The organism is Erwinia tasmaniensis Et1/99 (assembly GCF_000026185.1).
Lineage (GTDB): Bacteria > Pseudomonadota > Gammaproteobacteria > Enterobacterales > Enterobacteriaceae > Erwinia > Erwinia tasmaniensis.
This window is the reverse complement of sequence record NC_010694.1, coordinates 2,167,829-2,183,013: the sequence shown is the minus strand read 5'-3', so window position 1 is coordinate 2,183,013 and position 15,185 is coordinate 2,167,829. Positions and strand designations below refer to the sequence as shown.

Sequence of the window (15,185 nt, the reverse complement as noted above, 5' to 3'; positions counted from 1 at the left end):
GTTAGGCAATGTTCACGGCGATATCGGGTCGCTTTATCCTGCCGGGCTCTCAATGCGGCCCGGCAGAGGCAGAATGGTATAACAATATGGCAACACCTGCCTATCAGTTATGCCTGACCGGCGTTCAGCCACCGATCAGAACATCATCACCATCCACGGATAGCCAATCAGCATCAACAGGCCGAGGAAGATGGCGCCGAAAAGCGTACCCAGACGCCAGTAGTCTTTGGTTGGCAGATATCCACTGCCATAGTAAATCGGGCTTGGGCCGGTGCCGTACGGCGTGATGATGCCCATGACCCCCAGAGAGGTACACATCATCAGGCAGAACACCGGCATATTGATACCCGGTATCGCCGCGGCAATGGTTAACATCGCCGGCAACAGCGCCGTGGTATGTGCAGTGGTGCTGGCAAAAAGATAGTGGAGCAGGAAGAAGGCGACCATCAGCACGACAGCGGAGATTTGCGGATCATAGCCGTGCAGCAGCAGACCGCCTTCTTTGCCCAGCCAGGCGATAAAGCCGACGCGGGCCAGGCCGTCCGCCAGCGCCACCAGGGTGGCAAACCAGGCAAACGTGTTCCAGGCCGGTTTGTTACTGGTGATATCGTTCCAGTTGAGTACTCCAGTCCACAGCATCAGCACCACGACCAGTAGCGCAGCCATCGCTGGCTCAATCCACGCGGTAGCGAAAATCCACATCAGCAGGGCGGAAACCACGAATACCAACAGCAGAATTTCGTTACGGCTGAGTCTGCCTAATTTTTCCAGCTCGCTTATCGCCCAGCGCGGCACTTCATCATTGAACTTCACTTCCGGCGGATAGAACCAGTAGGCCAGTAGCGGCATGGTGAGCAGCAGCAGCAGGCCGAGCGGCAGGAAAGCAATAAACCACATGCCCCAGGAAATATCGAAGCCGACCACGCTTTTCACCAGGGCCAGGGCCAGCAGGTTAGGCGCCAGGGCTGAAAGGAACATGGAACTGGTGATACAGGTTGCGGTAATGGCTACCCACATCAGATAAGAACCGATTTTGCGTGCGCTGGGGTCATCAGGCTTTGAACCATAGAGCGGTGGCAGGTTGGCAATAATAGGGTAAATAGTTCCGCCGCTGCGAGCGGTATTAGACGGCGTGAACGGTGCCAGCAGCAGGTCGGCGAAGGTGATGGCGTAACCCAGCGTCAGGCTGCGGCGGCCGAGATATTTCACCAGAATCAATGCCAGCCGGCGGCCGAACTGCGTTTTGTCATAGCCGGCGGCGAACATAAAGGCGCCAAAGATAAGCCATACCGTCGAGTTTCCGAAACCGCTGACGGCCCATTTGAAGGCCTGGTTGGCCGTTTTGAATGAGGGATCGGCCAGTTCGGCCGGACTGAATAGCAGCCACTGGCTGAACAGGGCGATCACCACCACCCCGGTCAAACCGATAACCGCGCCCGGAAGCGGTTCAAAAATCAGGCCAACGATCACCCCGACGAAAATAGCGAAAAAGTGCCAGGCATAAGGTTCAAGCCCTTGTGGAACCGGAACGAGCAGCAGTAAAACGGCAACCAGCACCGGTATGGCGAGCATAACCAGACGTTTCGTTTGCCGGACAGCAACGGGCGGAGCCTTAGCGTGTTGATTAACGGTCGATGAATGTTTCATAGTATTTTTCTGCAAGTTATTAAGAATTCGTTTCGCGCCCCGGCCAGGGATTTAACATTATTTATTTAATTCATTGAGCAATTTAACCGTGGCGTATAAATAAGCGGTTGGTCTTCCCGAACGCTTGTGGGGTTATTTAACTATTTGACATAGATATAGTGATACTTTGGTAAATATAATTATTGATCCAGATCAATAAATTGTGGCTTTCCATCATATTTTTTAAGGAGTTACGAATACTAATCGTTTTTTACACTAAATGAACTCTCTGATTCGTTCACTGACGTCCATTGGGTGTTATTTCTTTCAGGGTGGAGTTCAATTATTTAATTGATTTGTTTGGTTTTTTTATTGTTGTGAGTTTTTTGTTGATTAGAATGATGCATTTTTTAACATATAAATAATGGATTGATCTGGTTTCACTAAATTAAGTTTTCAGGATATAAAAAAGTTTTAAAACTAAATTTACTGGAAATGTAATCTGATTAATTGTTATATTAAAAGCATGAGGTTGGACCACTAGTATAATCAAAATGACGTCCACTAAAACATTCCAGGCTTTTTTAATTTTCGGGGTTCATACTCTATGAATACACTTACTCCTGTCCTTAATCCGCTGACGCTGCCGAACGGCTCCGTACTAAAAAATCGTCTTTTGATGGCGCCTATGACCACCTGTACCGGTTTTTATGATGGTACTGTGACCAGCGAACTGGTTGAGTACTATCGTGTTCGCGCCGGCAGCATTGGGGCCGTTATCGTGGAATGCTGTTTCATTGATGCTAAAGGCCCGGCCTTCCCCGGCGCGATTGCCATCGACAGCGACAACAAGATACCGGGTCTGGCGAAGATCGCGGATGCGATCAAAACCGCCGGGTCAAAGGCCATCCTGCAAATTTATCACGGCGGCCGTATGGTCGAGCCTGAGCTGATTGGAGGTAAAACCCCGGTCGCGCCCAGTGCTATCGCCGCCGCGCGCGTTGGGGCAACGACGCCTCAGGCGCTGAGCGCTGAAGAAGTTGAGGTCATGATCACCAAGTTTGGTGATGCGGTGAACCGTGCGATCAAGGCCGGGTTTGATGGCGTGGAGATCCACGGCGCCAACACCTATCTGATCCAGCAATTTTATTCCCCCCATTCCAATCAGCGTGATGACAAGTGGGGAGGAAGCCGCGAAAAACGCGCGCGCTTCCCGCTGGAAGTGCTGGAGATCACTCATAAAATGGCGCAACGCTTTGCCGATCCCTCATTTATCATCGGCTACCGTTTTTCGCCGGAAGAGATCGAAGTTCCGGGCATCCGTTTCGAAGATACTCTGTACCTGCTGGAGAAACTGGCCGCGCGCGGTCTGGACTATGTTCACTTCTCGGTTGGCCAGCTGCTGCGATCTTCAATTGTTGATGTCAGCGATCCAACACCCCTGATCGGCAAATATCTTGCCATGCGTTCAGATCGGCTGGCGAAGATCCCGGTGATAGGTGTCGGCGGCGTGATTAACAAAGCCGATGCCGAAAGCGCTCTCGAACACGGGTTTGATCTGGTGGCGGTGGGTAAAGCCTGCATCGCTTACCCGGACTGGGCCGATCGTGTTATTGATAACGACCGGCTGGAGCTGTTTATTGACAGCACGCAGCGCGAAGCGCTGAACATCCCGGAACCTCTGTGGCGCTTCTCACTGGTTGACGCGATGATCCGTGATGTCAGCACCGGCGGACGCAAATATAAAGCCGGCGTATATCAGGAAAAAGTCGAGGCCGAGGCGCTAAAACTGCAAATCAACGTCACGCTTGATACTGACCGTATCACCGATATTTCGCTGGAGCCGGACGCGACGTTAGACGTTGACTTCACCACCACCTTCGAAAGCCTGCGTACACGCATGCTGGTGGCAAACAGCCCGCATGTGGATGCCATCACCGGTGCCACCACACAGAGTGAGGCGCTGAAAAAGGCGGTATCCCGTGCGTTGACTACCTCCAGCAAGGAGCATGTTATTGAGGCGGGAGGTAATCCGCAGGCTCCGCAGCACTACGATGTGGTGGTGATAGGTAGCGGCGGCGGCGGTCTCGCCGCGGCGATCCAGGCCTCCGAAGAAGGGGCAAAAGTGGCGATCGTTGAGAAAATGCCTACCATCGGCGGGAATACGATTAAGGCTTCCGTAGGGATGAACGCCGCAGAGACCCGCTTCCAAAAGTTAAAGGGGATTGAAGACAGTAAAGAGCTGTTCTTCAACGAAACCTTGAAAGGCGGCAAATGTAAAAATAACCAGCAGCTGCTGCGCCAATTTGTCGATCAGGCACCGGAAGCGATTGAGTGGCTGGCGCGTCATGATATCGAACTTAACGATATCACTATTACTGGCGGTATGAGTATTGACCGCACCCACCGCCCGGCCGATCGTTCTGCCGTAGGGGGATTCCTGATCAGCGGCTTGGTGAAAAACATCAACCAGCGTGAAATTGAGGTGCTGCTGGAGACCTCCGTCGATGAGATCCTGTGTGAAAAAGGTGTCGTCATCGGGGTAAAAGTGGTCGACGAGTATAACGACAGCCGCATCCTGCATGCGAAAAGCGTTATCGTCGCTACCGGCGGCTTTAGCGCGAATCGTGAAATGGTGGTGAAATATCGTCCTGAACTGGATGGGTTTGTTACCACTAACCACAAAGGTGCCACCGGCAGCGGCATCGCAATGTTGCAGCAGATCGGTGCGGCAACGGTGGATATGGGCGAAATACAGATCCACCCAACGGTTGAGCAGACGACCTCCTATCTGGTTTCTGAAGCGATCCGCGGGGGCGGGGCGATTCTGGTAAGCCAGGCAGGCCATCGCTTCTATAACGAAATGGAAACGCGCGATAAGGTTTCGGCGCAGATCATCGCCCTGCCTGAAAAGAGTGCCTGGATCGTGTTTGACGATCGGGTGCGGGCAAATAATAAGGCTGCCGATGAATATATCGCGAAGGGGTTTGTGGTCAGTGCTCCAACGCCGTATGAACTGGCGGTGAAGCTGAATATGGATCAGGAATCGCTTCAGGCTACGCTGGAACGTTATAATCAGTTTGTCGAACGTCAACATGATGAAGATTTCGGCCGTCAGACGGCGTTGCGTCATCCGCTGGAAAAGGGGCCATTCTTTGCTATTCGCATTGCCCCCGGCGTGCATCACACGATGGGAGGGGTCACCATCAACACGGATGCGGAAGTACTGGATGCGCAGCACCAGCCGATCGGAGGGGCATGGGCGGCGGGTGAAGTGGTAGGTGGTATCCACGGCGCCAACCGTATCGGGGGAAATGCGGTAGCGGATATTATCATCTTCGGTATTCTTGCTGGCCGTAATGCCGCCACATGGGCGCTGCGTTAGGATTTTCTTATCATCAGGGGCGGCTAGCCGTCCCTGACAAGTCACTTCACCCAGGGAGGTGCCATGTCTTCAGATAGCGGCGTCTACTGCTATTCTGCTGTCCTTATGGGTTCTCCTGTGCAGCTAAAGCTGTTTGAAGATAATCAGCAGCTGGCGGGAAATGTGTTTCGCCTGATTAAGCAGCAGGAGGATATTTTCACCGTCAACCGTGAGCGGTCCCAGGTGATGGCGATAAACCGTGCGGCAGGAGAGCATGCCGTTGTCGTAAGCAGGACGCTTTATGAGGTGATCAAACTGGCTAAAAAGGTCAGTACATTACCAGGCAGCTGTTTTAACTTTACTATCGGGCCGTTGGTAAAGCGCTGGAAGATCGGTTTCCAGGGTTGTCACGTGCCGGCAGCTTCTGAACTGCGTGCGCTGCTCAGGTTAACTGACCCCAATCAGGTTATCCTGGACGACGTGGCCGCTTCCGTATTTTTGCCACTGGCGGGTATGGAGATCGATTTGGGGGCCATTGCCAAAGGGTATATTGCTGACGTGGTGCGTGACTATCTGCGCCAGCAGGGCGTTGAGAATGCGCTTATCAATCTGGGTGGCAACGTGCTGGCATTAGGAAACAGCGTTCAGCAACCCTGGAAGATAGGATTGAAGCAGCCGTTTGCAGCGGATGATGCTGCGCTCGGCGTGATCAGCGTCACTGATAAATCGGTCGTCACGTCGGGTATCTACGAACGTTATTTTGAACTGGACGGCCGCTGCTACCATCACATTCTTGATCCGCAGACGGGTTATCCGCTCGATAATGAGCTGCTGAGCGTGACCATTATTTGCGATAACGCCACCGATGGTGATGTATGGACCACCTTAATGTACGGGCAGGGCGTAGAGCAGGGCCTTGCAACGCTTGATCAAAATCCGGGAATTGAGGCTGTTTTCGTCACACGGGACAAGGAAATTATCTGCTCTTCCCAGCGTCAATTCAGCTTCAAACGGCTCAACGACGGTTACCGGCTCATTGACAATATTGCTTAAGCTGAGCGCTGTGTTCCGCCTGCAGACGATAACGGTAAACCGGGCGGCCGGTCGCGCCATAGTGAATGCTGGTAAACAGAATATTGGTCTGCGCGAGCCAGATGAGATATTTACGGCACGAAACGCGTGAAATATTGACGGCGGCGGCAAGATCGTCTGTGGAAAACTCTTCAGAAGGGTGAGCATCGATCCACAGGCACAGAGTGCGAAGGGTTTGTGGGGTTAGCCCCTTAGGCAGGCGTTTCCCGTCATCCGTGGGGGAGGGATTACCGTAAATTAGCCTATCGACATCCGCCTGCTGATAAAAAGGACGAGAATCCATCAATTTTTTTTTCCGCTGCCAGCCCGTCAATGCCTCTTCAAAACGTGAGAACTGGAAAGGTTTGATCAAATAGTCAACCACACCATAGTGCAGCGACTGTCTGATTGTGGTGGCATCGGCGGCCGACGAGATGATGATGACCTCGACCGGACGTTTTGACTCGCGTAACACGGGCAGCAGATCCAGTCCGTTATCCTGTTGCAGATAGACATCCAGTAGGATCAGGTCAATGGCTAATTGATTGTCCAGAATCAGCTCTTTGGCCTGTTGCAGGGTCGATGCCACGGCACAGCAGCTGAAGCCAGAGAGTTGTGCAACATAGCAACGGTTAAGTTCAGCCACCATCGCGTCATCATCGACGACCAGAACATTGATCATGCGTTTTTATTCTCTCCATCCCAGGGCAGTTGTACGAAAAATTGGGTATACACACCGGGTTCGGACTCTACAATAATTTTCCCGCCGAGGCTCTCGGTTTGTTGTTTTACCAGGAACAGCCCAACGCCGCGATTGTCGCCTTTTGTGGAATAACCTTTAGCGAAGATGTCATTCATCCGGGTCATTTCTATGCCAGGGCCGTCATCGCTCACTTCGCAGCTGAGCCAGCCGTTCTGATAGTGTAACAGTACGCTGATATCACCATCGCCATTTTCACCCGCGGCATCCAGGGCGTTCTCGATCAGGTTACCCAGTACGGTGATCAGAACGGCAACCTGCTGTTCACTGCCGGTTTCAGGCAGCAGACTGTCATCATTGACCGCCAAATGATTGCCGGTGTCATACGCACGGCTGATTTTACTTAACAGAAACCCGGCAATAACGGGCGACTTGATTTTTCCCAGTAACGATCCGATCTCCGTATGATAACTGTGGGCCGTCTTAAGGATGTACTCCTCCAGCCTGTTGTAGCTTTTCATATGTGTCAGGCCGAGAATAACGTGCAGCTTATTCATAAATTCGTGAGAGCGTTCACGAAGTGCATCGATATAGGTGACCATACCATCAAGCCGCTGAAGCAGTTGAATGATCTCGGTTTTATCTCTGAACGTACAGATAGCGCCAATAATAATCCCGTTATTGCGTACCGGCATGGTGTTACATAGCAATATCCGGCCATTAAAGTTGATCTCTTCATCACGTCGCGCCGTACCGCTTCTCATCACGCTATGCAGCTTGTCAATCAGTGGCCCCGATGCCGCGGCAATCTCATCATTGTCACATTCGAGCGCCTGGAGCAGACCCGTTTCACGCAGCAGCTGTCGTGCGGCACGGTTGATCAAAGTGGCCTGCATGCGATCGTCAACGGCGATCACGCCTTCCTTCATGGATTGCAGCATGGCCTGATGCTGCTCAAACAACGCGGATATTTCAAAAGGCTCAAGCCCAAGCAAAATGCGTTTGGCCGCCTTAACCAACAGGTAGGTCCCCATAGTGCCAACCAGAATACCAAATAGCGCGATCCAGAGAATGTTCCAACGGCTGTGGCTAATTTGTTGTGTAAGCTCACTAAGAGAAATTCCAATAGCTATTACGCCAATCTGGCGCCCGTGTTGGTCAAAAACGGGTGTGAACACGCGTAGCGCAACGCCGAGTTTACCCGTGTTAATCGCAACATTTTCGTGACCTTTGAGGGCGGGTAAAAGGTCATCACCGATAAAATGGCGGTTAATAAGATTTTTGTCGGGGTGTGAGTAGCGAATGCCATCCATATTTGTTGCCACGACGAAAAGGAGGTGGTTACTGCTCTGTGCAGCGTCGGTAAGTTTTTGTATGATCCCATCGGCCGGTTCTTGCTGCAGGCCTTGTTGGATCTCCGGGGAAAGAGCCAGCGTACGGGCTACCGCCAATGCTTTGTCTTTAACAGCAACCTGCGTGGAATGGCTTATCTGAAAAAAATAGAACAGGTGTGCTGTTAACAGTACGACTGCAATGACGGCGCTTACCAGCAGGCTAACGGAGGTACTGAGTTTCATCGGGCGTTTGGGTATCCAGAACGATGGCTGGGTGTGGTTCATCAAAACTCCGCTAGCAAGGAATGGCTGTTTGAAACGAGTTACCGGGTAATATAGCGCGGAAGAGGTCAGGGATGGCGTTAAGGCAGAATAAAAAAACGTGACGAGGGGCGGGCCGGACAGTGGGACTGCTCAATAAATCTGCACCTTAATCAGCGGGTATTCAACTTTTCAGGTGCAGAGGGAACGAAACCTTTGTGGGTTACTTAGGCAGCTCGCTCATTTCTTTAACGTCGGTTTTGTTAATTTGCTGCTTAACGCCATTCGCGTCTTTGTAAGCAATCAGGCCTGTTTTTGAATCTTCATGTGGTTTGCCATCGCTGATGATGGTACGGCCGTCACTTGTGTGGATGGCGTAGCTGGCGCGAGTACAACCGCTGAGAGCAGCAACACAGAAGATGGCAGCAAGAGGTAAAGCGATTAATTTTTTCATTTAGACTCCGTATTATTAATTGTTAAGTTCACTCATGTTCTTAATCTGCTCACGGTTGATCTGTTCCGATCTGCCCGTCTGGGCATCTTTATAAGAAACCAGCCCAGTGTCGCTGTCGATTTGCGGCTTACCATCCGTGACAATAGTCCTGCCATCCGTAGTTCTGATTGTCTGGTTTGATGAACAACCAGAGAGGAAGAACAGTGACAGCAGGGCAACGGTTGCAGTATTAAGCATTTTGATTTTCATCAAAGATTTCCTTACGGGTAAAAAAATCATCCGAGGTAACTATAGTCGAGATTTTGCAGCTTGCAGTTCCAAGGTGATAATTTTGAAGTCTGGCATGGAGAGGTTGAACGTTAAAAGTCTAATTTATTGAGGGTGGATGAAGCCATTAAATTGCAAAAGTAATAACCTTCGGTGATGGTGTTGCCTGGTGATAACTTGCCGTGTGAATATAAACTTCACTCGCTGGAATAAGTCAACAAAAGAGGGGGGAGTTAGAGGGCTATTATTTCAGCGCGGTGCCGCAGGATTAACCGCCTGATGATACAGTAGACAGTGACGGATATCATATAAACGACATAAATGCAGAATGGAGGTTTTTTCTCATCCGAGCAGGTGCGCTAGAGGGGGAAATCAACAAGCTGAAAGAGTATTCTGACTATAAGCAATACTCATAACAGTAGGATGTGGTCAATTGATGTGAAGAGTTGAAATGATTATTCAGTAAGTTTCAGGCATCATCGGGTGTATTGCCGATAATTACTTCAAGCACATGGCGATAAACGTCAAGTTCAATCACGTCTGAGGTCATTTCCAACTTTTCAATCAGCTTGAGAATAAGGGCCTTATTGGTAATATACCTACCTTCAGCATTCAATTCGCCTATAATATTTCCCAGCGCCTGGGCCTCTTGCGACGATGTCTCGATTCCTGAAGGGAGAAGGGCGAAAACGCTGGACTCTTGTGACATCTGCTGCATGGTAATAACCCTATAAAGGAAGGCTAACCGCTTCCTAAGAAAAACTTCTGCCAGGGAGGACACTGTGCAGAGGCTATGGAAAATGATTGAGCGGAAAATACAGATAAATAAAATCAGATTATTTATCCCGCATATATCAATGCCTGCTCTAATGCAGGGGGCCGATTGTCGACGAACGATCAATATTTTGAACATCTCATGGATGGGTAAAAAACATCACTAATGTTTCTTAACCCCGTTGGCCGGACCTTCGCTGGTAAAAAAATGTGTTACGTTATCGCGGTCGCGAATTTCTATCCTGTTAGCTGGAGGTTTTACGCTCAAGTATTGACTGACCTCATCAATAGCGCGCATGAGGGCAACCTGGCGTCGCGGGTCAGTTTCCACGGTGACCATGTCTCGGAGCTGGCGCATCAGAGCAGAATTACTGATGGCTGCATCTTGTCTGAGCAGTACCATAACGGCTTCGCCCATCATTTTATCGGATAATTTTTCATCTTCACTTTTGTACATGCAAACTTCTCGAAACCTGTGATGCGGACATACGGAAGTTGCCCACAAAGCCCTCCATCCCGGCAGTTTTATACCTGCGAAATAATCACCGTCCGGAGGCCCGGTCATTCAAACTGCTTAAAAATCTGACCGGAGAGAGAACTATCGCCAGCGATAGATATTTAACTTATTCGTCGCGGCCGAAAAGCATACCTATCAACTGCTGATAATGACGCTCCTGCTCTGGGCCAGAGGCAAGTTCCAAACGAGTCAACAATTTTGAACAAAGAGACTTACGGTTAAGGTTTCTCCCTGAACGTAAGATTTCTACGACAATGTGGCCCAACGTTTCTTGCTGTGAAGGCATGATAACCTCACTAAAATAACGGCTGATGTCATTTTCGATCTTTGGATTGGAACCGTCCTGACGCATAAGATATCCCTCAATCGTAGTGTTCATATTGTGTACACCTGCTCTGAACACAAAGTTATACAACATTAAAGGCTTTGTACAGTAATTGTTGTTTTGCACGCGGTGTGTATTTTTGCATAAAGTGCTATTTGTTATTTATCAGTTGGTTATAGGGTGGTTGTTGTACCAGGTGAAAACCATATGAAATGCCATGACGTAATCCATTATAGTCAGAAGACAAACGTCGTTACCTGGCAGGGAGCTGTCAGAAATGGAACGTAAAGACAGGATCTTCCACTCTTTAGGTGGATGGGAGATCATGATGGAGTGCATTTTTTCAGCAAACATCATCGGTCAACAATCATAGAAGCTTTTGTACTGCAGCTGAACAGAACGGGTTGCCTTATTAACTTTTCGCCACATAACGAGTGGGGGAGGACCACAACGACCTCAGTTTTAAGATGACTATAATGAATTGAAACGAATATGCCCTGGAAAAAAATTTAGTGATAATGTCCGCGGGAACGTGCAATAAGCCAATGCAGTAGCTGTGAAAAAAAGATGCTTATATCATTGATCGATGGTATGGCTTTACTATCTTTGATAAGATTTGAAATGTGAATTTAATTAATTTCCCCGCAACATTTTTTATAAAGTTTAAACGGTAGCTACAAATGTTAAGTGAAATAATAAATTTGTGTTTTATTTAACAGTGCCATTGGCTATTTCGAGGGGGGTATGTGTGCTAAGGATTTTTCTTCGGCCGATGTGATCGGTGGTGCGAATGGTGAGACTCCAGTACTCTATTATCCTTAATTAAAATTGACTCATGGGATGGTAAATCCAGAAAGTTGTAAATGGAAAATTTTATGGACGATTCAAAAATCTACTTCCTTGATTTTATATTCAACCCCAAAACAAGGACATTGCAGAAGAATGATATAAAAGTACAGCTCCGGAAAAAACAGGCTGATGTACTCAATCTCTTATGCACTAAGTATCCTGAACCGGTGTCACGAGAAGATTTTTTGGCCGGCGTGTGGAACGGGGGCTATGTTACGACTCAAAGTATTGCGCAGGTTATAAGAAGTTTAAGGCTGGATTTGGATGATACAAATAAAAAAATAATTGTGACCATTCCAAAGTTAGGATATCGGTTTACCGTCAGGCCATTATATGAAGATTCCACTGCTGATAATAAAGAAAACGAAGACAATTGTCTGAAGAGAGGAGAATATCCTCATATGGTTTTTAATAAATCGGCAGAAAAGGGGGTTACACAAGAGCTATGTGATCATACTGAGAAAAAAAATAATATTTTGCGCATGAGAAAGATGTCGGCTAAAAATGCCACTCTGGTTAAGAAGCTATTCTATAGTACAGCGTTGATAGCTGCATCCTTACTTTTGATATTATTAGTTAAGGGGGGAGTGTGAGTTCAGCGTTTAAGTATATATAGAAACAATATGGAAAAGCGTAAGTGAAAGTAGCGCTGCGGCATAGCGATATGAAAAAAAACTAGTCATCGAAGTTACAATTTTCGAAAGGAAAAAAACACATCACCCCAATGGAAAAGCTAAGCTCGGCGTGATAGACACATTTAAAATTATTGATAGGTGGCGATAGATAATGGTAGGTTAGTTGTGTTCTACTTGAGAGGGGGATCAGGTAGGGGGCTAATTGATGAATTTTCATTCTGGATTGTATTTCATAACTGAACTTAGATTTTTAACTTTAGGTAAGTTTCGAGATAGGTTCAGCATAATATAAGAAATTAAATATAATCTTAATGTATAAGTCAGCATGTATTCGCATGTTAATGAAGTATTACTCACGTTTATTGCAACTAGGCTGATACATAACGGTATTATGATATTTTACCATGCGCTGGTGGCCGGAATTGATGATCAGAATTCTACTATAAAACACATGTTTTCGATGAATGATTGTCAGTTAATATCTATAAAAAATGATAACTGGCTCTAACGCCACCCCCAGCAGCTTAGTCGCATTTCACCGCGACTAAGCTACTGGGGGTTAGCGAGTTAAACAACATGAAATTCAGCGGAGTTTGCACAAAATAAATGACATAAGATAATTCCAAATTGAGAAAATGAAATTAATTTTACTAGCTATTGAGGTATAAGTTATTGTTATTTGGCTATTTATTTCTTTTATGACTCAATGTGATTAGTTTTTGACCCATCTCGTATAAAAAGTCGGGTACAATTTTGTTGATGTTTTCATCGATCGAAGACATTTCAACCGCAGCCTGCTCTAACCACTGTTGACATAAAGAGGTGCTTTGGAAGCGCACCGCCTCTTTATCTCCCTGTAATGTGATATCACTACCATCGGTGAAAATATAGTCTGATAAGTCAGCATCATCTTTGAACTGCACTGTACGCGGCACGATTATTTTTCGTATGTTTTGCTGTTTGCAAATTCTTTTAATGTGATAAATGATTCGTTCAACAATAACCGGATCGTCAAATGATGTCCTCACCGCGTCGTTGATAAGCGATTTAAGTTTCTCAATCCGAGTACTGTGCTGCTGCTCGTAATCGTCGAGCATCATAGTTAATTGCGAAAAAATAAGTTGTAAGCCAGCAGTATATCCCTCTTTTTGGTATCTTTCTTGAAGTTCGTCTTTGCGAGACTCATATTCTAAATGGATTTGATTGCAGTGAATTAGCGTACGCTCTAGTGCGGATGAGAGACGTTGATAGCGAGAAACCAAGCTTGATTTAATCAGAATATTGCTATAACTATCAGTGGGAAGCTCATTCTCTGTAATTTTTCGCATAATTTAAAGCCATTGTTAAAAGATTAAGATGATTAGGGTTTCGTGCTATAAAGGTGTCTGGCAGATCAATCTCAGCGGGCAGGAACAGCAGTACTCGTTCCTTAAGCGCAAGAGGAAAATGTGGAATCTGACTAAGTATGAAAGCCAGTCCTAAGGATAATGTATTTGAATGCTCTCCGGTTGTAGTCAGTGAAACGTGATGAGGGATTGGTAGAGAAATAAATGATGATAAACGAGGGTTTAAGATTATCTCTGTACACTGTTTGAGTATTCGTGAGCGTAAAAGATAACCTCCAATCAAACAGGCAGCATCATTGATGAGCTCCCATTTATCAAGAAGAAGTAATGAAATATTATCATTAACCTCCCAGTTTTGTGGAAGATCTTTTAATTTAAAATGAGTAATTATCCAAAAATTTATCAGCACGCTATCGCTGCTATTCAAATTGAGAACGCTGCCCTGTAAATGTGATGGATGTGTATAGTTAAGAGGAGAATATAAAATTCTTAACATTTTTTTTATTTCAAGGGGCATTTTCCACTGACCCCTGGCTATTACGTTTAGATTTATTCATGACATCTCCTACTTTAAATCGGCGCGAAACGCGCTTAAGTAAAAATATAAAAATTGCAGCTGCCGGTAGAACAACTGCCGTTGTGAATATCAGCCATTTAGATGGTGATGGACTGGATAACTTCAATGGTTGTGTGTACTGGATTGGAGGTGTATCGAAAAGTACCACTGAAATGTTTTCATATTTAATATCATCAAGACTGTTTTTTATTAATGATTTGACTTGTGGAATGAAAAGACTCTGGTTGATATCACCCTTATAAGAAATCAACACGCCGACATGGTTGGTTAATGTTTTATCTGCCATTCCATTTTTTAAGGGGGGATAGCTGATATGCACACGAGCGTTAACAACTTGCGCAATAGTTCTCAATGACTGCCCCAACCTTTGCTCAAGCAGAGAAAGGACGCGAACCTGTTCTGCATTCGGTGAGGCAACGAGTGCACCATCAGGAAATGCTTGTCCAATTTGAATGTCAGCAGGCCACGGAAGCTGATATTGACTTATGATAGAAAGAGCAGCAGTGTTTTCGATTTCATCGACTTGAATCGTGTAGCCTGCTTTAAGGTTACCGCTTTTATTAGCAGATATATTATGCTGTTGAAGGATTGCCAAAACTTGGTTGGCCTGATCCTGAGTGAGATTTTCTAGCAGCCTTTCATTATCACAAGCAGCCAATAAAAAAGCTGTGAGAATAATAAAAAATGTAGGAGTATTCTTTTTTGACATTATTGCGCTTTTTCCAGTGTTTCGATGGTACCGATACCTTTGCGAACTACAGAGCTTATCATCGATACATAATTGGAATATTCATTAATGTACGCTTGTAGCATTAAAAGATTTTCGGGGTTGTCAGTTGATTCATGAGGCTGATTAAATTTATTTAAGACATTGTCAAAGCTTATTCTATGTTCGCTGGAGTTTTCAAAGGTGTTAGAAACGAAGTCGCTGAAAGATGCGTTGTGTGAAAAAACAGACGTGTGGTCATTGTCCTTTAACGTGTTAGGTAATGATTGTGTCAGATTTGATTGAAACTTCGTTTTAAGATTCATGAAATTCCTTATAGTGAATGGGATCATGTAGAATATTGATGAGTAGAGCAGTT

At 46.7% G+C, this 15,185-nt stretch carries 15 protein-coding genes; 3 read left to right on the top strand and 12 right to left on the bottom strand.

Translation table 11 applies throughout. The annotated features are described in order from the left end of the window. Window positions 1-135: 135 nt before the first annotated feature. Window positions 136-1,647: a DASS family sodium-coupled anion symporter gene (locus tag ETA_RS10750; protein WP_042958950.1), complete on the bottom strand. Its 1,512-nt coding sequence runs from the start codon at window positions 1,645-1,647 to the stop codon at window positions 136-138. 586 nt (window positions 1,648-2,233) lie between these two features. Between ETA_RS10750 and ETA_RS10745 the strand changes: the two genes are divergently transcribed. Continuing rightward, window positions 2,234-5,011: a flavocytochrome c gene (locus ETA_RS10745; RefSeq protein ID WP_012441655.1), complete on the top strand. Its 2,778-nt coding sequence runs from the start codon at window positions 2,234-2,236 to the stop codon at window positions 5,009-5,011. A 63-nt stretch (window positions 5,012-5,074) separates the two neighbouring features. Beyond that, window positions 5,075-6,043, top strand: a complete 969-nt coding sequence (locus ETA_RS10740; protein ID WP_012441654.1) for an FAD:protein FMN transferase — start codon at window positions 5,075-5,077, stop codon at window positions 6,041-6,043. On the opposite strand, the gene dcuR is transcribed toward ETA_RS10740, so the two are convergent. The 7 genes from dcuR to ycgZ all read right to left on the bottom strand — a co-directional run bounded on the left by dcuR (window position 6,024) and on the right by ycgZ (window position 10,720). Further along, window positions 6,024-6,743, bottom strand: a complete 720-nt coding sequence (dcuR, locus tag ETA_RS10735; RefSeq protein ID WP_012441653.1) for a two-component system response regulator DcuR — start codon at window positions 6,741-6,743, stop codon at window positions 6,024-6,026. The genes ETA_RS10740 and dcuR overlap by 20 nt on opposite strands. Further along, window positions 6,740-8,380 (bottom strand): sensor histidine kinase, encoded by a 1,641-nt coding sequence (locus tag ETA_RS10730; protein WP_012441652.1) that lies wholly within the window; start codon window positions 8,378-8,380, stop codon window positions 6,740-6,742. The genes dcuR and ETA_RS10730 overlap by 4 nt, the downstream gene beginning before the upstream one ends. Window positions 8,381-8,579: 199 nt before the next feature. Continuing rightward, window positions 8,580-8,810: a YgdI/YgdR family lipoprotein gene (locus ETA_RS10725; RefSeq protein ID WP_012441651.1), complete on the bottom strand. Its 231-nt coding sequence runs from the start codon at window positions 8,808-8,810 to the stop codon at window positions 8,580-8,582. A 15-nt stretch (window positions 8,811-8,825) separates the two neighbouring features. After that, window positions 8,826-9,059 (bottom strand): YgdI/YgdR family lipoprotein, encoded by a 234-nt coding sequence (locus ETA_RS10720; protein WP_012441650.1) that lies wholly within the window; start codon window positions 9,057-9,059, stop codon window positions 8,826-8,828. A gap of 487 nt (window positions 9,060-9,546) precedes the next feature. Then, the gene (locus tag ETA_RS10715; RefSeq protein ID WP_042959323.1) at window positions 9,547-9,795 is read right to left on the bottom strand and encodes a biofilm development regulator YmgB/AriR family protein; all 249 of its coding nucleotides are present in this window, start codon (window positions 9,793-9,795) and stop codon (window positions 9,547-9,549) included. 219 nt (window positions 9,796-10,014) lie between these two features. After that, on the bottom strand, window positions 10,015-10,308 hold the full coding sequence (locus ETA_RS10710) for a hypothetical protein (protein WP_042958948.1): 294 nt from the start codon (window positions 10,306-10,308) through the stop codon (window positions 10,015-10,017). Window positions 10,309-10,474: 166 nt separating this feature from the next. Beyond that, the gene (gene ycgZ / locus ETA_RS10705) at window positions 10,475-10,720 is read right to left on the bottom strand and encodes a regulatory protein YcgZ (protein WP_012441647.1); all 246 of its coding nucleotides are present in this window, start codon (window positions 10,718-10,720) and stop codon (window positions 10,475-10,477) included. An 848-nt stretch (window positions 10,721-11,568) separates the two neighbouring features. Between ycgZ and ETA_RS10700 the strand changes: the two genes are divergently transcribed. After that, complete coding sequence (locus tag ETA_RS10700) at window positions 11,569-12,135, top strand: winged helix-turn-helix domain-containing protein (RefSeq protein ID WP_042959322.1); 567 nt, start codon at window positions 11,569-11,571, stop codon at window positions 12,133-12,135. A gap of 725 nt (window positions 12,136-12,860) precedes the next feature. Here the strand turns inward: ETA_RS10700 and ETA_RS10690 are convergent. From ETA_RS10690 to sctI, 4 genes are read right to left on the bottom strand one after another with little or no spacing between them, the layout of a single operon-like run. Then, a complete protein-coding gene (locus tag ETA_RS10690) occupies window positions 12,861-13,505 on the bottom strand; it encodes a hypothetical protein (RefSeq protein ID WP_012441644.1) in 645 nt (214 codons plus the stop codon). Further along, a complete protein-coding gene (locus ETA_RS19270) occupies window positions 13,483-14,040 on the bottom strand; it encodes a hypothetical protein (RefSeq protein ID WP_071819177.1) in 558 nt (185 codons plus the stop codon). Before ETA_RS19270 ends, ETA_RS10690 begins: the two co-directional genes overlap by 23 nt. Beyond that, complete coding sequence (gene sctJ, locus ETA_RS10685; RefSeq protein WP_012441642.1) at window positions 14,030-14,809, bottom strand: type III secretion system inner membrane ring lipoprotein SctJ; 780 nt, start codon at window positions 14,807-14,809, stop codon at window positions 14,030-14,032. The genes ETA_RS19270 and sctJ overlap by 11 nt, the downstream gene beginning before the upstream one ends. Then, complete coding sequence (gene sctI / locus ETA_RS10680) at window positions 14,809-15,132, bottom strand: type III secretion system inner rod subunit SctI (RefSeq protein WP_042958944.1); 324 nt, start codon at window positions 15,130-15,132, stop codon at window positions 14,809-14,811. Before sctI ends, sctJ begins: the two co-directional genes overlap by 1 nt. Window positions 15,133-15,185: the final 53 nt, after the last annotated feature.

Excerpts from the sequence above, each read along its gene's own strand:
- ETA_RS10750 (WP_042958950.1), bottom strand. The coding sequence starts at position 1,647 with ATGAAACATTCATCGACCGTTAATCAACACGCTAAGGCTCCGCCCGTT.
- ETA_RS10745 (WP_012441655.1), top strand. The coding sequence starts at position 2,234 with ATGAATACACTTACTCCTGTCCTTAATCCGCTGACGCTGCCGAACGGC.
- ETA_RS10740 (WP_012441654.1), top strand. The coding sequence starts at position 5,075 with ATGTCTTCAGATAGCGGCGTCTACTGCTATTCTGCTGTCCTTATGGGT.
- dcuR (WP_012441653.1), bottom strand. The coding sequence starts at position 6,743 with ATGATCAATGTTCTGGTCGTCGATGATGACGCGATGGTGGCTGAACTT.
- ETA_RS10730 (WP_012441652.1), bottom strand. The coding sequence starts at position 8,380 with ATGAACCACACCCAGCCATCGTTCTGGATACCCAAACGCCCGATGAAA.
- ETA_RS10725 (WP_012441651.1), bottom strand. The coding sequence starts at position 8,810 with ATGAAAAAATTAATCGCTTTACCTCTTGCTGCCATCTTCTGTGTTGCT.
- ETA_RS10720 (WP_012441650.1), bottom strand. The coding sequence starts at position 9,059 with ATGAAAATCAAAATGCTTAATACTGCAACCGTTGCCCTGCTGTCACTG.
- ETA_RS10715 (WP_042959323.1), bottom strand. The coding sequence starts at position 9,795 with ATGCAGCAGATGTCACAAGAGTCCAGCGTTTTCGCCCTTCTCCCTTCA.
- ETA_RS10710 (WP_042958948.1), bottom strand. The coding sequence starts at position 10,308 with ATGTACAAAAGTGAAGATGAAAAATTATCCGATAAAATGATGGGCGAA.
- ycgZ (WP_012441647.1), bottom strand. The coding sequence starts at position 10,720 with ATGCGTCAGGACGGTTCCAATCCAAAGATCGAAAATGACATCAGCCGT.
- ETA_RS10700 (WP_042959322.1), top strand. The coding sequence starts at position 11,569 with ATGGACGATTCAAAAATCTACTTCCTTGATTTTATATTCAACCCCAAA.
- ETA_RS10690 (WP_012441644.1), bottom strand. The coding sequence starts at position 13,505 with ATGCGAAAAATTACAGAGAATGAGCTTCCCACTGATAGTTATAGCAAT.
- ETA_RS19270 (WP_071819177.1), bottom strand. The coding sequence starts at position 14,040 with ATGCCCCTTGAAATAAAAAAAATGTTAAGAATTTTATATTCTCCTCTT.
- sctJ (WP_012441642.1), bottom strand. The coding sequence starts at position 14,809 with ATGTCAAAAAAGAATACTCCTACATTTTTTATTATTCTCACAGCTTTT.
- sctI (WP_042958944.1), bottom strand. The coding sequence starts at position 15,132 with ATGAATCTTAAAACGAAGTTTCAATCAAATCTGACACAATCATTACCT.